The following is a 16,650-nucleotide window of genomic DNA, read 5'->3' as shown; positions in this document are numbered from 1 at the left end:
AACCACTGTTTGTCAAGAAAGGATTTTGTTTGCTATGTTTTATAGAAGTAAAGTGAAAACGACGTTGTTAGCAACGGGACTGCTATTTGCCACTTCGGGTTTTGCTGCCGATGAGGCTGTTCAGTTCAATATTGCGCCGCCACAATTAAACGCTCAAACGTTTATTTTAATGGATTATCATACCGGTGCGGTGTTGGCTGCGAAAGAGCCGGATCAACGCCAAGCACCGGCAAGTCTGACCAAGATTATGACCAGTTATGTAGTGGGCGATGCAATCAAGCAAGGCAAAATCCGTAATGAGGATATGGTTACTGTTAGTGAGAATGCTTGGGGACGCAATTTCCCAGGTTCCTCGAAAATGTTCTTGAATGTGAACCAGCAGGTCAGTGTCAGCGACTTAAATCACGGCATTATCATTGCTTCCGGCAATGATGCCTGTGTTGCGATTGCCGAACATATTGCCGGCACGGAAAAGAATTTTATTGATATTATGAACCAATATGTGCAGAAATTTGGGCTGAAAAATACCCACTTTGCGACAGTGCACGGCTTGGATGCAGAAAATCAATATTCTTCTGCGCGCGATATGGCGATCATGGCATCGCATATGATCCGCGATTTGCCGGAAGAGTATGCTATCCACTCCCAAAAAGAGTTCACCTTTAACAAAATTAAACAGCAGAACCGCAACGGTTTATTGTGGGATAAAACCTTGACGGTGGACGGTGTTAAAACCGGACATACCGATCAAGCCGGTTATAACTTGGTTGCTTCTGCGGTGGACGGTGATACCCGTTTTATTACGGTGGTAATGGGCGTGCCGACAATCAAAGGGCGTGAAGTCGAAACTAAAAAACTGTTGCAATGGGGCTTTAATAACTTTGAAACCTTAAAACCGCTGAACGCTGGTACGGTGGTTTCCGAACAGACGATCTACTACGGTAAAGAGAATAAAGTCAAATTAGGTACTATTGAAAACGGCTATATCACTATTCCGAAAGGTAAACAGGCAGAGTTGAAAGCTCGTTACGAACTGAGTAAAAAATATTTGGAAGCACCACTGCAAAAAGGTGATGTGGTCGGACAAGTGATTTATCAGCTGGACGGCAAAGATGTGGCAACCATTAATTTGCAAGTGCTGGAACCGATCGAAGAAGCCGGCTTCTTCGGCAAAATTATCGACTGGATTATTCTGACAGTGAAAAGTCTGTTTAGCTAATCCTTGAAAATTGGCGTGGCGAGTCCTATTTATTAGCCATCATAAAATCCCTGCCAGTCAGGGATTTTTAATTAACAAATAACAAAGATCAACAGACCCTAAGGAAATAAAATGGAAAAAACCAAATTACATGAACTACTCGAATTTCCGTGCGATTTTCCCTATAAAGTGATGGGCTTGGCACAGCCGGATTTACAGGATAAAGTGCTGGAAGTGGTACAAAAACACATTCCGGGTGATTACGCGCCGACCATTAAACCCAGCAGTAAAGGCAATTATCATTCGGTATCGATTACCGTGAGAGCCGACAATATCGAACAGATTGAAACCCTATATAAAGAATTGGCAGAGATCGATATTGTTAGAATGGTGCTGTAACAGCAAAACGCAAAGTGCGGTTTGAATCTAATGAAGAAACCATCTATGCCATTCTCAGAACAGCAAATAATTGAGCAATCAGCAGAACAGCCGATAGCAAATCGTCTCATTGTACGTCAACTGGGCGTTCAGCCTTATGAAACGGTGTGGCAGCAGATGCAGCAGTTTACCGATAACCGTGATGACCGCACTTTAGACGAAGTCTGGCTGGTGCAGCACTCGGCGGTGTTTACCCAGGGACAGGCAGGTAAAGCTGAGCATCTGTTGCAGCAATCTGCAATTCCGGTGGTGCAGTCCGATCGCGGTGGGCAGATTACCTATCACGCGCCGGGGCAGCAGGTGATGTATGTGCTGCTAGATATTAAGCGTAAAAAAACACAGAGTGAAGCCACATTTAGTGTGCGCGATCTAGTGTCGGCATTAGAGAATACGGTAATACAGACCTTGGCAGATTACAGTCTTCAAGCATATGCTAGAGCCGACGCACCGGGCGTTTATGTTGAGGGGCGTAAAATATGTTCGCTTGGTTTACGCATCCGCCGTGGTTGCTCGTTTCATGGTTTGGCGTTAAATATCAATATGGATCTAACGCCGTTTAATGATATTAATCCGTGTGGTTATGCCGGTCTGGAAATGTGCCAGTTGAGCGAATTAATCGGTGATCAGACTTTACTTTGTGAGCAGGTTGCCCCACAATTACTGCAACATTTTATTAACCTAATGGATTATCAACAGATCCAATACGTTGAAAATTAATTGAGCCTTAATCCGAATCAAAACAAATCGAGAGCTATAATGGGTAAACCTTTCAAAATGGAACGTGGCGTGAAATATCGCGACGCCGCCAAAACCTCAATTATTCCGGTCACCAATATTAATCCTGATCAGGAACTGTTGCCGAAACCGGCATGGATGAAGATCAAACTGCCGGCAAGTTCCGCAAAAATCGACAGTATTAAAAACGGCATGCGTCGCCATGGTTTGCACTCGGTGTGTGAAGAAGCCAGTTGCCCGAATTTGCATGAATGTTTCAATCACGGCACGGCAACCTTTATGATTCTGGGGGCAATCTGTACCCGTCGCTGCCCATTTTGCGATGTGGCGCATGGCAAACCGTTAGCGCCGGATCCAGACGAGCCGAAAAAACTGGCTGAAACCATTCAAGACATGAAATTGCGTTATGTGGTGATCACCTCTGTCGATCGTGATGATTTGCCGGATCGTGGTGCGGGGCATTTTGCTGATTGTGTGCGTGAGATTCGCAAACTCAATCCGAATATCAAAATTGAAATTTTAGTGCCGGATTTTCGCGGCAGAATCGAACAAGCGTTGGATAAATTAAAAGACAATCCACCGGATGTATTTAACCACAATTTAGAAAATGTACCACGTTTATATCGTGAGATTCGTCCCGGTGCTGACTATCAATGGTCGCTAAAACTACTGCATGATTTCAAACAGATGTTCCCCCATATTCCGACCAAATCCGGTTTAATGGTGGGCTTGGGCGAAACCAATGAAGAAATTTTAGAAGTGATGCAAGATTTACGCAGCAACGGCGTTACTATGCTGACCTTAGGGCAATATTTGCAACCAAGCCGTCATCACTTACCGGTGGCACGTTATGTGCCGCCAAGCGAGTTTGAGATGATGCGTGAAAAAGCCGACGCGATGGGCTTTGAACACGCCGCCTGTGGACCGTTTGTGCGTTCTTCTTACCATGCCGATTTACAGGCACAAGGCATGGAAGTCAAATAAACTCTGCCTGCGACTGCCTGTGATAGTTGCTTGATCGTACTCATAATAATATGACCGCACTTGTTGTTTTTTAAAGCAAAAGTGCGGTTTTTTTATACTTCTAGAATACTACTTTAGAGGTATTTTGAGTGAGAAATTTGATCAAAAACAACTATTCAAGATATATCTATGCAAAATATAAGGTCTTTTGCTAATTTAGCCTTGAAAAAGCTGAATCTGATTGTGCAATGTTATTCTTTATCAATAGTATGGCTTTTAGTATAAATGTGCATTGCTTTTTAAATCTATCTTGTGGGAACGTCTCTACGGAGGAAATTATCGTGAATATCGCAAAACAAAAACTGACCTCGTTATTCAGCCTGGTCGCTTTAATCGGTGCCGGTTGGTTGTCAACGCAAAACGCACTGGCAGAGCAACAAAAAACAGAAGCCGATTCAAAAGTCGTTATTCAATCGAATAACCAAAAATTTGCAGAAAAATACCCGTTGCAATTTAATACTTGGTCGGCAACTTCAGAGTCTGACGAATTAGCCTCGGCAATTGGTGAAGATCCACGCATGATTGTGCTATGGGGTGGTTATTTGTTTTCACACGATTATAACAAACCACGTGGGCATTTTTATGCGATTAAAGATGTGCGTGAAATTTTGCGCACCGGCGCACCAACTGGACCAAATGACGGCCCACAACCGATGGCGTGCTGGACCTGTAAAGGCCCGGATGTGCCGCGTTTAATTGCAGAATGGGGTGAGGACGGTTATTTCAGCGGGAAATGGGCAAAAGGTGGGCCGGAAGTGGTGAATGCCATTGGTTGTGCCGACTGCCACGACACCACCTCTGCTGATTTTGCCGAAGGCAAACCGGCGTTGCGTATCGCGCGTCCACATGTGTTACGTGCTCTGGATAAAATCGATAAAAATTTTGCCTCATCGGATAAAACCGATCAAAGAGCCGCCATTTGTGCCAACTGTCACGTAGAGTACTATTTCGCCGGTGATACCAAAGCAGTCACCTTTCCTTGGGATAAAGGGGTATCGGTTGATCAAATCGAAGCATATTATGACGAAATTGACTTTAAAGACTGGACTCACTCGCTGTCTAAAGCACCAATGTTGAAAGCGCAACACCCAGACTTTGAAATCTGGTCTGCGGGTATGCACGGTAAAAACGGGGTAACCTGTATCGACTGCCACATGCCGAAAACACAAACCGCTGATGGTAAAGTCTTTACCGACCACAAAATCGGCAACCCGTTTGAGGCGTTTGAAAATACCTGTGCCAACTGCCATGATCAAAGCAAAGAGAAGTTGCAAGACATCGTAGCTTCACGTAAACATGAAGTGAAGGGTGTGATGATTCGCTTGGAAGATCAACTGGTGAAAGCACACTTTGAAGCCAAAGCAGCGTGGGATGCCGGTGCGACTGAAGACGAAATGAAAGCCGCATTGCAAGATATTCGCCATGCACAATGGCGCTGGGACTATGCGGCAGCCAGCCATGGTGGTTACATGCATGCGCCGGATGTGATGTTGCGGGTGTTGGGTACTGGACTGGATAAAGCAGGTGATGCACGGGTCAAACTGGCACGGGTGTTGAGTGCGCATAATGTTAACCAACCAATTACGATTCCTGATATTTCAACCAAAGAAAAAGCACAAGCGGTGATGGGTATCGATTATGAAAAAGAGAAAAAAGCAAAAGATGAATTCTTAAAAACTCTTGTACCTCAATGGGATAAAGAAGCCAAAGAAAAAGGCTTACTGGGTGAATAATAGCTGATTAAACCGCACTTTGCGTATTACTGAGATCAACAAAGGCAAAGTGCGGTATCAAACAGACTAACTAGCGAATATTGAGGGAAAAGACGATGAGGGAAAATCTTCTGTTAAAGGCTGTCAAACTGATAGCCGTATTAGGCGCAGGTTTGCTGACGACCACTGTTTCGTCTGCCAACACCAATGTGCAAGGCGGCAATGTGGGCAATGAACTGACTTACCAACCGCAGTTGGAAAATCAGCGTGATCCGAATAAATATTGCGCACAATGTCATAAGTTTAATGATGAACAATTTCACGGCATTCATTTGACGAAAAAGAATCCGGCAACCGACAAACCGATCAACTGTGTCAGTTGTCACGGCAATGTTTCGGAAGATCACCGCCGCGGTGTTAAAGATGTGATGCGTTTCCACGGTGATATTTTCGACGGCAAAACGCCGATGTATAGTGTACAAGAACAAAATCAAGTCTGTTTCTCTTGTCACCAACCGGAAAAATTGCGTGAGAGTTTATGGGCGCATGATGTGCATGCGATGAAACTGCCGTGTGCCAGCTGCCATACTTTGCACCCGAAAGCGGATCCAATGCAAGGCATTGCACATAAAGATCAAGTTAAACTGTGTGTTGATTGTCACGGTAAACAACAAGAGTTGTTGGAAGCCAAAACTAACCCGCAACCTGTGATTCAGGATAAGGATAAAAAATGAGTTGCTCACGCCGAAACTTTGTTTCCGGCATGGGGGCTGGGGCTCTTATCCTGATGACCGGAAAACCCACACAAAGTCTGGCTCAGACTTTGACGATTAATGAAGTGCGGTATGGCATGCTGCACGACGAAAAGCTGTGTATCGGTTGTACTGCCTGCATGGATGCCTGTCGTGAGGTGAATAACGTACCGGAAGGGGTATCACGTCTGGAAATCATTCGCGGAGAACCGCAAGGGGAATTTCCTGACGTAACCTATGAGTTTTATCGCCATTCTTGCCAACATTGCAGCAATGCGCCTTGTGTGCATGTTTGCCCGACCGGCGCCTCATTTATTGATGAGGCAACCGGGATTGTCGATGTGCATCCGGAACTGTGTGTCGGCTGTCAATACTGCATTGCGGTTTGTCCGTACCGAGTGCGTTTTATCCACCCGAAAACCAAAGCTGCGGATAAGTGCAATTTCTGCCGTGATACCAATCTGGCGAAAGGGCGGTTACCGGCTTGCGTCGAGGCTTGTCCGACCAAAGCGTTGACGTTTGGTAATTTGGATGATCCAAATAGCGAAATTTCACGCCAAATCCGTGAAAAACAAGTGTATCAAACTAAAGTTGAACTAGGTACCAAACCGAATTTGTACCATGTTCCGGCTAAAGTAGGGGAGATCAGACGATGAACAGTCCATTCCACTTCCCATCATTAGTATGGGACGAAATCATTGCGATTTATCTTTTCCTATTGGGTATTTCTGCTGGGGCAACCTTGCTGGCGGTGTTGTTAAAACGTAGCTCGGTCTTGGCAGGAACGGATATTAGCCATAATAACGTCATTCGCAGTGCAGCAATCATTGCGCCGGTCAGTTTGATTGTCGGCTTGACCATTTTGATTTTCCACCTTACCAAACCATGGACATTCTGGATGTTGATGTTTAATTATCAACCGCAATCCGTGATGTCGATGGGGGTCATGCTATTCCAAGTGTATATGCTGTTCCTATTCTTGTGGTTGGCGATTGTGTTTAAACAGCTGCTTGCCGAATGGATCGACCGCTATATTCCTGCATTGGGCTTTGTGAAGAAAATCATTAACCTTGCCGAAAAAGCCAGCAACCCGATTGAGTTGATTCTGATTCTATTATCGGTATTACTCGGCGCTTATACCGGCTTCCTGCTGTCGGCATTGGTCAGCTATCCGATGTTGAATAATCCGGTATTGCCAATCCTATTTTTGGCATCAGGCACCTCGTCGGGGATCGCCGCATTGTTACTGGCTGCCGTTTGGTGCTGTCGTGAACCGACCCATTCCGCTTCGGTTTCGTTCTTGCATAAGTTTGAAACCCCGGTGGTATTGATCGAGCTGTTTTTATTGTTCGCTTTCTTCGTCGGCTTGTATTTCGGCGGCGGGCAAAAAACCGTGTCGATGGTGACCGCAATTGGTGGTGGTTTTTGGTCTTGGGTTTTCTGGATCGGCGTGGTGTTGATTGGGCTGTTGCTACCGCTGGTGCTAAACGCCGTCAGCAGCGAAGGGCTGAAACACCGCAAAGGCTTTATTATCTTCACCGCACTTTGTACCCTGTTCGGTGTATTCTGCCTACGTTTTTTTATCCTTTACACCGGACAAATGACGCTGGCGTGATAAGTTGTTAGAATGACGAGATTATTTTGAGTAATCTCGTCATTTTTTATTTGGGTGAAACAAAAATGCTACCAGAATTCGGCTATTTCGCATTAATTTGCAGTTTCATGACCGCACTTGTGTTGTTGCTGATCCCATTTTTGCCGCAGCGATGGCGCTGGGTGTCGGCTACGCCACTGCTGTCTGTATGGCTGTTTTTATCTGCGCTGGCGGCGATTACGATTTTAGCTTATTGTTTCGTCCAAGATGATTTTTCGGTGTTGTATGTGGCTTCGCATTCCAATACCGAGTTACCACGACTGTTTAAAATTGCAGCGACTTGGGGCGGGCACGAAGGCTCGATGTTGTTCTGGTTGGTGACGCTCTCATTGTGGACAATGCTGTTTGCGCTGTTTAACCGCTCAGCCGATCGCCTGTTCACGGCACGAGTCGTGGCGGCGCTTGCCTTGATTTATACCGCACTTTGCCTCTATACCTTGATTTTATCCGATCCGTTTGAGCGCCTATTTCCCGCACCGTTTCAGGGACGTGATCTCAACCCGATGTTGCAGGATATTGCGTTGGTGTTTCACCCGCCGTTGCTGTATCTGGGCTATGTCGGCTTTGCGCTGAATTTTGCCCTGTCGATTGTGACCTTACTGTGTAAAACCGATCAGCAAACGTTTGCCGCTTACAGCCGCCGTTGGGCGCTGCTGAGTTGGGGCTGGTTGACCTGTGGTATTTTACTCGGTGCCTGGTGGGCGTACTACGAACTGGGTTGGGGCGGTTGGTGGTTCTGGGATCCGGTTGAAAATGCGTCGTTGATGCCGTGGTTGCTCGGTTTGGGATTAATCCACAGCTTAATCGCTACGCAACGACACGGCTTATATCCCTATTGGAGCTTATTGCTGTCGCTGCTGGCGTTTTCTGCTTCATTGCTCGGCACGTTTATTGTGCGTTCAGGCGTAATCACCTCAGTCCATGCTTTTTCTATCGATCCGTCACGGGGTTATGCGCTGCTGGCGATGTTTTTTCTGTTTAGCGGCATGGGCTTGGGGATTTTTGCCCTGAAGGCTAGAATCAGCGAAGTGCGGTCTGCGACAGGCTGGTTTTCACAGCCGACCGCACTATTACTACTCAATATTCTCACCGCCATTGCCGCATTTAGTGTCTTGCTAGGCACCTTCTATCCGTTGCTGTTCAGCACCTTCGGTTTTGGCTCAATTTCGGTCGGTGCACCCTATTTTAATACTATTTTTACCCCGTTAGTGCTGTGCTGTTTGTTGATGATGCTGCTGTGGTTGAATGGGCGGGTGCGCCATTGGCAACGCTATCTGCTGAATATGCTACCGGCGTTAGTCTGTACTTACCTTGTAATCGACTGGAACATTCGGCTCGATCCGCTCAAAGGCTGGCAGAGCTTGGCATTTACGTTTGTACTGCTCGGTTTCTGGTTGTTATTCAGCCTGTTATATTCGGCTTGGTCGGCTTATCGACAGCACCGGCTAAAAAGTGCGTTACCTATGTTGTTCGCACACGGTGGCTTGGGGTTGGTGGTGATTGCGGCGATGATGAGCGGTTACTACGCATCCGATCTTGGTGTCAAATTGGCAGTGGGAGAGCAAGCGCAGTTGCACGGCTATCAATTTGATTTTAAAGGCAATGAATACCGTCTTGCCGCCAACTATACCACTGACACGGCGCAGTTAAGCGTAACTCATAACGGCACACAATTTAACCTGTATCCGGAAAAGCGCTTTTACGATATCCGCAATAGCATGATGAGCGAAGTGGCGATTAAAAACGGCGCATTAGGTGATCTGTATGTGGTGCTGGGCGATAAATCGGCGGAACAGCGTTATTCCTTTGGTTTGCACTATAAACCGCTGATTCAATGGCTTTGGCTTGGTGGCTTACTGATGGCATTGGGCGCATTTTTGGCGATTGCGTTACCAAAGTGGAGGACAATCCGATGAAAAAACGCCTCACGCTGTTTTTGCCTTTATTGGTGTTGTTGGCGTTAGGTTTGATGCTGCTGTTTGGTTTACAGCGCGATCCGTCGCAGCTGGCATTGGCACGACAAGGCAAACCCATACCGGAATTTCAATTGGCGGATCTGCTGCAACCGACACAGCGGATCGATAACCGCACTTTACCGAAACAGCCGTTTTTATTGAATGTATGGGGCAGTTGGTGCCCAAGCTGCATTGTTGAGCATCCGTTTCTAATGCAGTTGAAACAGCAGGGCTATCTGATTTACGGCTTGAATTATCGTGATAATCCGCAGTCGGCACGGCAAATGTTAGTCACCAAAGGCAATCCGTTTGTGCAGGTGTTGAACGATCACGACGGCAAGCTGGCATTGGCTTTAGGGGTTTACGGTGCGCCGGAAACCTATCTGATTGACGGCGATGGGATTATCCGTTTTCGCTACGCCGGTGAGTTGGATCAAGCTGTGTGGCAACAGCAGTTTATGCCATTGCTAAAACAATTCTCAACGTCAGTTGCCACAACTTCAGTTTCTACAATAAAGGAGCAATAAGATGGGGCATAAATGGAAATTATGCAGTTTGTTGCTGCTTGTGTTGATGATCAGTGGCATCGGTTATGCCGAAATTGTCGATACCTATCAATTCCAATCGCCGGAAACCCGTATCAGAGCGGTTAATCTGGCAAAATCGTTACGTTGTCCACAATGTCAAAATCAAAATTTGGTCGAATCCAATTCGCCGATCGCCTACGATTTACGGCTTGAAGTGTATCAATTAGCGGACGCTGGCGTGAGCGATCAGCAGATTATCGAACAGATGACGGCACGTTTCGGTGATTTTGTGCGTTACGATCCGCCGTTTAAAACCAGCACTTGGCTGCTATGGGGTATGCCTTTCGTGCTGTTGCTGTTGGCTGGCGTATTGTTATGGCGTAAAAGCAAAAGCCAAGCGCAACCCGAGTCTGAGCCGCTAATTGAACAACAAAGTGCGGTTAGCGCAGAATTTGCGCTAGCGGTAGTTAAGCCAACCGGCTTTAATATTGCCTTCGGTGGTGGATTGATTGCCGTTATCGGGCTAAGTGCGGTGTTAGTCTACGGCTTGAGTGGTCGTTATCCCGCTTGGCAGCAAGGCAGCAGCCTTAAAGCGGAAGTGGTGCAAAGCGGCAGCGAACAGCGGCAACAGTATCGGCAGGAGCTACAAAATGCGTTGCGTGCCGATTATAACAACGGCGAAAATTGGTTTCAGTTGGGGTTGAATTACCTGCAAGCAGAAGAGTACGCCAATGCGCTGGAGTCTTTTAACCGCGCTGAATATCTGCTCGGCACAAACAGCGAACTGCTCGCCGCCGCCGCGACCGCACTTTACTATCAAGCCGACAAAAAATTAAGCGATAAAGCGAAGTCGTTACTTGATTTATCATTGCAACAAGATCCCAAGCAACTGCGTGCATTGTCATTACTGGCGGCCGATGCCTTTGGGCGTGGCGATTATGCCCAAGCTAGCCGCTACTGGCAGCAGATTTTAGACAGCAATCATCCTGATCTGGATCGGCGCAACCTGATCCAAAATCTGCAAGCGGCAGAAATGCTGGGCGGAATCCAGCGTTAAATTACGTTATAATCACCTTTTTATTTTAGACAACAGGCAAACAATGCAAAAGATAGAATATGACGTGGTGATTATCGGCGCTGGTGCGGCAGGTTTATTCTGTGCCGCCCGTTTGGGTCAGGCCGGTCAGTCGGTGTTAGTGCTGGATAACGGCAAGAAAATCGGACGTAAAATTTTAATGGCGGGCGGCGGTTTCTGCAATTTTACTAATCTGGACGTGACCCCGCAGTACTACCTCAGCCAAAATCCACATTTTGTCAAATCCGCACTTGCCCGTTATACACAATGGGATTTTATCTCGTTGGTTAGCGAACACGGTATCGCCTACCATGAAAAAGAGTTGGGGCAACTGTTCTGTGACCACAGCTCGCAGCAGATTGTTGATTTATTGCTAAAAGAGTGTCAAAAGGGGCAGGTTGAAATTCAATTACGCCAACAAGTCGATGCAGTTGAACGCTTGGAAAATGCCGACGACAGTAAAGTGCGGTTTCGGCTACAAAGCAACGGCAACGATTTGCTGTGTCATCATCTGGTGATTGCGACTGGCGGGCTTTCAATGCCGGCGTTGGGCGCAACGGCATTCGGTTATAAGCTGGCAGAGCAGTTTGGTTTGAAAGTGGTTGCGCCTCGAGCCTCGTTAGTACCGTTCACCTGGCGCGAGCAAGATAAAGTCTATGCGCAATTAGCCGGTGTTTCGCTGGCGGTTAATGTGGCGGCACAGTCTGGTAAACAATTTCATAATCAAATGCTATTCACCCACCGTGGTTTGTCCGGTCCGGCAATGTTGCAGATTTCTAACTATTGGCAGCCGAACCAAACCTTGACGATCGATTTATTGCCTGAGCAACAGATTGGCGATTATCTACAGCAATTGCGCCAAACTTCGCCAAAAATGCAGCTAAAAACCGCACTTGGGCGCATTTTGCCGAAACGTTTGGTGGAATTATGGCTTGAACTGAAACTGTTCGACGATCAAGCTATCGCACAACTCTCCAAGCTGCGCTTACAACAGCTGGAACAGCTTATTCATCGCTGGCAGTTCGACCCCAACGGCACCGAAGGCTACCGCACTGCCGAAGTGACTATGGGCGGTGTCGATACTGCCGCGATCTCCTCTAAAACTATGCAGGCGCACGACATTCCGGGCTTATATTTTATCGGTGAAGTGCTGGATGTTACCGGTTGGCTCGGCGGCTACAACTTCCAATGGGCGTGGAGTTCAGCCTATGTGTGTGCCGAAGCGATTGCGGCGTAATCATGGCGGGTAGTATAAGGGTAGGGTCTGTTGATCTTTTGTGTTTATAAATCAAGCAAAAAGAGTGTGATTTTATCCGACAGCGACCTACGGTCGCAATCGGTTAAGCATTGATGAGAGGCTTTGCCTCTCTGAAGCAGCCGCAAAGCGGCTGATCTATGCCTAACCTAGTACGGCTTTGCCGTGCTAGGCTAAAAGGATTAGTTTTAGCTCAAATAATATACTTAAAAGATCAACAGGCCCTAGCATAAAGTGCGGTTGACCGCACTTTTTAAGTGGCAATCATCGCTATAACCTATTAATCCAAGAAATTGCGATCGCGGTTAAACATCTGCAAGAACAACACCAGCGGTGGTTTTTCAGAATTTACCTGTTGATATTGGGCGTCGTATTCTCGATACTCCCCTTGTGAATCGATCTGGTATTGCGTGCCGTCATCGGCAACCACCACGTTCCAACGCTGGTTGCCAACGAACACCCAATCATCACCATTTGAGTTCAATAGATCACGCCCTTGGCTATAATCCCATTGTGGATTTTGCACTTGGAACAGTTGCTGCATTAGGGTCGGCACAATATCCATTTGTGACGAAATGTGCTCGATCTGCTGTGGCACTTGGTTCGGCAAGGCAATTAGCAGCGGTACTTGGATCCGATCCCGTCCGAAATAGTTGTTATCGCGATTATTCTGCGGCTGATAGGAGTAGCCCTGATCAGCAGTGATCACCACCACTGTTTTGGCCAATTCGTCCGGCGAGAGTTCTGCCAAAATCTGGCGCAGCTGGCGATCAATCTCTTGCAGCTGCAAGCGGTAATACTGCTGTTGTGCTTCGGGATCTTGTTTGGTAAAAGCCGCCATGGTGCCGAGCAGATCATATTGCAGATAACTGAACCAAGTTTGTTGGTTTTGCTGCCGATGCCAAGCCAGCCATTGTTGGGTACTTTGTTGATTTAAGCCATTGAAATTCAGCGCTTCTTGTTGGAATAAGGCACGATTATACAACGGCGATTTGAACGGCGCGGTGACAAACAGCCCGAATTGGTAATCCAACTGCTGCATGCGCTCAATCCAGACCGACTGTTCACGCTGATTCAGCAAACTGTCGAAATAGTTGGCATTCAAGCCATAAAACAGGCTGACTAATGCCATATTCGGATTGTTGCCGCCGCTGTAATTGTTTTTGAAATCAAGCGAGTTTGCCGCAAATGCTGCAAGTGACGGCATATCGGCTAGTGTGATCGCATCATGGCGCAAACCGGAAATATTGATTAATAAAATATTCGGTGTTTTCGTATCTGTCGGATTGTCGGCATAGCGCAACGGCTGTTTCGGATAATCCAGATAAGGCGCATCCACCCGACCGCTGTTGGCGATGCGATCAAGGTAGGTATCGCGGTTCAGCAGTTGGTTTTTTTCCAAAAAGGTTCGAGCAGTCATTGGATACGAAAGCGGTAGGTTGGCTTTTTGCACCGTAATCGGACGATAGAAATAGGCATCTGCCCAAGCGTACAGCAAGTGCGAAGCGATAAAGCAAAACATTAGCCCGTAAGCCACTTTGCGAATCCATTTTTTCCGTTCCAGACTGCGTAACTTATCCCACGACCAGCGCGAAAACAGCATCACAATTAAGAAAATCAGCGGCATTGGTACAAAAAAACGCTCCCAATTACGGGCAAGATCGCCGTTATCGGGGTTGATCAGAATATCCCATACCAGAAAAGATAAATGTAGGTGGAAGCGGTTAAAAATTTCGGTGTCCAACAACAGCAGGGTTAAGCCGAGGGTGGACAGCACCACGCCGACCGCACGCAAGCTATAAGGATTTTTGATCAAAAAGCTGAGCGGAAACAGAATCAGTAAATACAGCGCAAATACGATAAAGCTGAAATGACCGAGAATATTCAGAAAAAAGTAGATTTTGCCGATCAGTGTATTCGGCCAGTCGGCAATAAACGCATAGCGAGAGCCGATCAAAATCGCACAGACAATATTAAAGAAAGTAAACCAGTGTCCCCACGCAATTTTTTGTGAGGTGGCTTCCCAATATTGTCTTGGAATCTTCAGCATATTCTTCTGCCTGTTTTGCGAACCGAAAGTGCGGTTATTCGCGTGGTTTTAAGGAATTTTTTAAGGCATCACAGAATGCCGTTGCCAACGCCTGCTGCTGATTGCGCCCGACGCTGGATTGCAATAGGTTGGTCACCGTGTTGCCCAACGCCATTAACGACAGATCGACCGATGCCTGATGTTTTTCCAGCACCGCCGCCAAATCGCTAAGCAGGGCTTGCACTTGGTGATCGCTGTATTTTGATTGGGTTGCCATAAATTGAGTCCTCTTGAGATAGTATGCGGTGATTATTCGGTGATCTGGCAGAATGTTAGCATATTTTTTGCGTTACCGCTAAAAAAGCCGTCGCCGATTGGGTATAATAGCGCTTGTTTTGCAAAAGAAAATTAAATGGATTAGCAAATGAGTATAGAAGTTAAACAAATCATTCTCCATCAGCTTTATTTAGCCGAAAATACCGCTGAAAAAACCGAAAATCAGGCGGAAAACCACACCTTAACCACGCGCTTGCGTTCGCAATTGCTGCCGGTGAATGATGAGATCGAGCAGATGATGTTGCAATTGCATCAGAATTACCAAAGCAAAGCCTTAGCATACGGTGTGTTTAAAGGTGAATCGCAATTTGCTCGTCAATTAAATCGATTGATGGAAAATGAACTGGATTTTATTGCATTCAGCCAGCAAAGTGCGCAGAATCTGGCGGCGGAATTGGCAAAATATGTGTTTGCCGACAGCGGCACTTTTATCTTGTGCCAATACACTTTTTTGGCGACCGATTACCTGTTCCTTGCGCTGCTTGATAGCCGCCACAGTATGTTGGTGGACGAAGAGCTGGATATTCGACACACGTCGTATTTGAATATTCAACAATATGACATTGCCGCCCGTTTGAATTTGACCGAACTGAAACTGTCAGCGGCATCTAACCGTTATTTAAGTTTTATCAAAGGGCGGGTTGGGCGCAAAATCTCCGATTTCTTTATGGACTTTCTGGGGGCAGACAGCGGATTTGACCCGAAGCAGCAGAATTTAACACTGTTGCAGGCGGTGGACGATTTTTGCCAACAAGGCGAATTGAGCAGCAAACAAATTCAGGAAGTGAAAAAACAGGCATTTGATTATTGCAAAGGGCAATTAAAAGTCGGCGAGGAGGTGGTGTTAGAGGAACTTTCTGATACTTTACCGAGTCTAAACCAGCAAAATTTCAGCCAATTCAGCCAACAACAGCAGTATGAGTTGGCGGACAGCTTTCCGCCGCTTTCCGGTGCGTTAAAATCGCTGACCAAATATTCCGGCTCTGGCAAAGGCGTGACCCTGAGTTTTGATGCGGCATTATTAAACGAGCGAATCATTTGGGACGAACAAAGTGATAGTTTAATGATTAAAGGTTTGCCGGCGAATCTGCGCGATCAGTTGCAGCGCTTTGCCAAATCGGACGCTTAACATTAAATCAGTTGGCATTTTTGCCAAGTTTAGGTATTATCCGTAACAAAATCGAGAATAATAAGGTAGAAAAAAGATGAGATTGAAATCAGTTTTAGTGATTCTTTTAATCAGTATCAGTGCAACCTCCTGTTCGTTATACAACAAACTGGTTTATCGCATTGACGTACCGCAAGGCAACTATCTGCAAGCCGAGCAAGTGGCACAATTGCAAAATGGAATGACCCCGGAACAGGTACAATATCTGTTGGGTACACCGATGTTGACCGATCCGTACAGCAGTTACACATGGTACTATGTTTACCTGCAACAAAAAGGCTACGAAGATCCGGAGCAATACACCTTAACGGTTAACTTTAACCAAAAAGGCACGGTCAGCGACTTCAACCTAGACAGACCACTGCCACAGCAACAAGACGCAGACATCAAACCGCTTGAGTTGGAAGATAATAAAAGCTGGTGGCAATCGATGAAAGATTTTTTTAGTTTTTCATAATAAAATTTTTTATTAATATTATATTCAGGGCGGATTTTATATCCGCCCTCAGATTATTGACAAAGATATTTGATGAGGCAAAGTAGGGGCGGATTATATATCCGCCCGTTTGCGAAGTGCGGTATAAGCACTTGATAAATAAAGTAAAAATGCAAGGTGCGGTTCGGGCGGATATATAATCCGCCCCTACTTTTACAATATTAATCGTGTATTTTAACTTTTGTCAGCAGTCTAAGGCGCAGGAGCGCCTAGATTAATTGATAATTTTTCATACAACCAAAATGATTATTTAGCAGCGTTAAATACCGCTTTGGTTTCACTTCCCCATTCATTGGT

At 46.3% G+C, this 16,650-nt stretch carries 16 protein-coding genes; 14 read left to right on the top strand and 2 right to left on the bottom strand.

What is annotated here, in order from left to right; translation table 11 throughout:
- Positions 1–34 precede the first annotated feature (34 nt).
- From FHQ23_RS04275 to FHQ23_RS04220, 12 genes are all read left to right on the top strand, one after another.
- Positions 35–1,219 (top strand): serine hydrolase, encoded by a 1,185-nt coding sequence (locus FHQ23_RS04275; protein ID WP_139613203.1) that lies wholly within the window; start codon positions 35–37, stop codon positions 1,217–1,219.
- Positions 1,220–1,330: 111 nt separating this feature from the next.
- Entirely contained in the window at positions 1,331–1,597 is a 267-nt protein-coding gene (gene ybeD, locus FHQ23_RS04270) for a DUF493 family protein YbeD (protein WP_139613202.1), read from the top strand.
- Positions 1,598–1,642: 45 nt separating this feature from the next.
- Positions 1,643–2,353, top strand: a complete 711-nt coding sequence (gene lipB / locus FHQ23_RS04265) for a lipoyl(octanoyl) transferase LipB (protein ID WP_139613215.1) — start codon at positions 1,643–1,645, stop codon at positions 2,351–2,353.
- Between the two features lie 39 nt (positions 2,354–2,392).
- Complete coding sequence (gene lipA / locus FHQ23_RS04260) at positions 2,393–3,355, top strand: lipoyl synthase (RefSeq protein ID WP_139613201.1); 963 nt, start codon at positions 2,393–2,395, stop codon at positions 3,353–3,355.
- A 320-nt stretch (positions 3,356–3,675) separates the two neighbouring features.
- Positions 3,676–5,127 carry an ammonia-forming nitrite reductase cytochrome c552 subunit gene (nrfA, locus tag FHQ23_RS04255; RefSeq protein WP_442805421.1) on the top strand — a complete coding sequence of 484 codons (1,452 nt, stop codon included), beginning with the start codon at positions 3,676–3,678 and terminating at the stop codon, positions 5,125–5,127.
- A gap of 95 nt (positions 5,128–5,222) precedes the next feature.
- The gene (nrfB, locus tag FHQ23_RS04250) at positions 5,223–5,840 is read left to right on the top strand and encodes a cytochrome c nitrite reductase pentaheme subunit (protein WP_139613199.1); all 618 of its coding nucleotides are present in this window, start codon (positions 5,223–5,225) and stop codon (positions 5,838–5,840) included.
- A complete protein-coding gene (nrfC, locus tag FHQ23_RS04245; RefSeq protein WP_139613198.1) occupies positions 5,837–6,514 on the top strand; it encodes a cytochrome c nitrite reductase Fe-S protein in 678 nt (225 codons plus the stop codon). The genes nrfB and nrfC overlap by 4 nt, the downstream gene beginning before the upstream one ends.
- The gene (gene nrfD, locus FHQ23_RS04240; RefSeq protein ID WP_139613197.1) at positions 6,511–7,473 is read left to right on the top strand and encodes a cytochrome c nitrite reductase subunit NrfD; all 963 of its coding nucleotides are present in this window, start codon (positions 6,511–6,513) and stop codon (positions 7,471–7,473) included. Before nrfC ends, nrfD begins: the two co-directional genes overlap by 4 nt.
- A gap of 65 nt (positions 7,474–7,538) precedes the next feature.
- The gene (locus FHQ23_RS04235) at positions 7,539–9,428 is read left to right on the top strand and encodes a heme lyase CcmF/NrfE family subunit (protein WP_139613196.1); all 1,890 of its coding nucleotides are present in this window, start codon (positions 7,539–7,541) and stop codon (positions 9,426–9,428) included.
- On the top strand, positions 9,425–9,994 hold the full coding sequence (locus tag FHQ23_RS04230) for a DsbE family thiol:disulfide interchange protein (RefSeq protein ID WP_139613195.1): 570 nt from the start codon (positions 9,425–9,427) through the stop codon (positions 9,992–9,994). The genes FHQ23_RS04235 and FHQ23_RS04230 overlap by 4 nt, the downstream gene beginning before the upstream one ends.
- 1 nt (position 9,995) lies before the next feature.
- Positions 9,996–11,051 (top strand): heme lyase NrfEFG subunit NrfF, encoded by a 1,056-nt coding sequence (nrfF, locus tag FHQ23_RS04225; protein WP_139613194.1) that lies wholly within the window; start codon positions 9,996–9,998, stop codon positions 11,049–11,051.
- Between the two features lie 43 nt (positions 11,052–11,094).
- A complete protein-coding gene (locus FHQ23_RS04220; RefSeq protein WP_139613193.1) occupies positions 11,095–12,306 on the top strand; it encodes a BaiN/RdsA family NAD(P)/FAD-dependent oxidoreductase in 1,212 nt (403 codons plus the stop codon).
- Positions 12,307–12,604: 298 nt separating this feature from the next.
- On the opposite strand, the gene FHQ23_RS04215 is transcribed toward FHQ23_RS04220, so the two are convergent.
- Together FHQ23_RS04215 and FHQ23_RS04210 are read right to left on the bottom strand one after the other, a co-directional pair.
- Entirely contained in the window at positions 12,605–14,374 is a 1,770-nt protein-coding gene (locus FHQ23_RS04215) for a DUF3413 domain-containing protein (RefSeq protein WP_139613192.1), read from the bottom strand.
- A 34-nt stretch (positions 14,375–14,408) separates the two neighbouring features.
- Positions 14,409–14,630, bottom strand: a complete 222-nt coding sequence (locus FHQ23_RS04210) for a YejL family protein (protein ID WP_139613191.1) — start codon at positions 14,628–14,630, stop codon at positions 14,409–14,411.
- 147 nt (positions 14,631–14,777) lie between these two features.
- On the opposite strand from FHQ23_RS04210, the gene yejK reads away from it, so the two are divergent.
- Positions 14,778–15,818 carry a nucleoid-associated protein YejK gene (gene yejK / locus FHQ23_RS04205; protein WP_139613190.1) on the top strand — a complete coding sequence of 347 codons (1,041 nt, stop codon included), beginning with the start codon at positions 14,778–14,780 and terminating at the stop codon, positions 15,816–15,818.
- A gap of 76 nt (positions 15,819–15,894) precedes the next feature.
- Positions 15,895–16,314, top strand: a complete 420-nt coding sequence (bamE, locus tag FHQ23_RS04200) for an outer membrane protein assembly factor BamE (protein WP_139613189.1) — start codon at positions 15,895–15,897, stop codon at positions 16,312–16,314.
- Positions 16,315–16,650: the final 336 nt, after the last annotated feature.

The sequence above is a fragment of the Testudinibacter crocodili genome, assembly GCF_006228025.1.
Lineage (GTDB): Bacteria > Pseudomonadota > Gammaproteobacteria > Enterobacterales > Pasteurellaceae > Chelonobacter.
The sequence above is the reverse complement of the archived record's forward strand: the minus strand, read 5'-3'. Positions and strand labels throughout refer to the sequence as shown.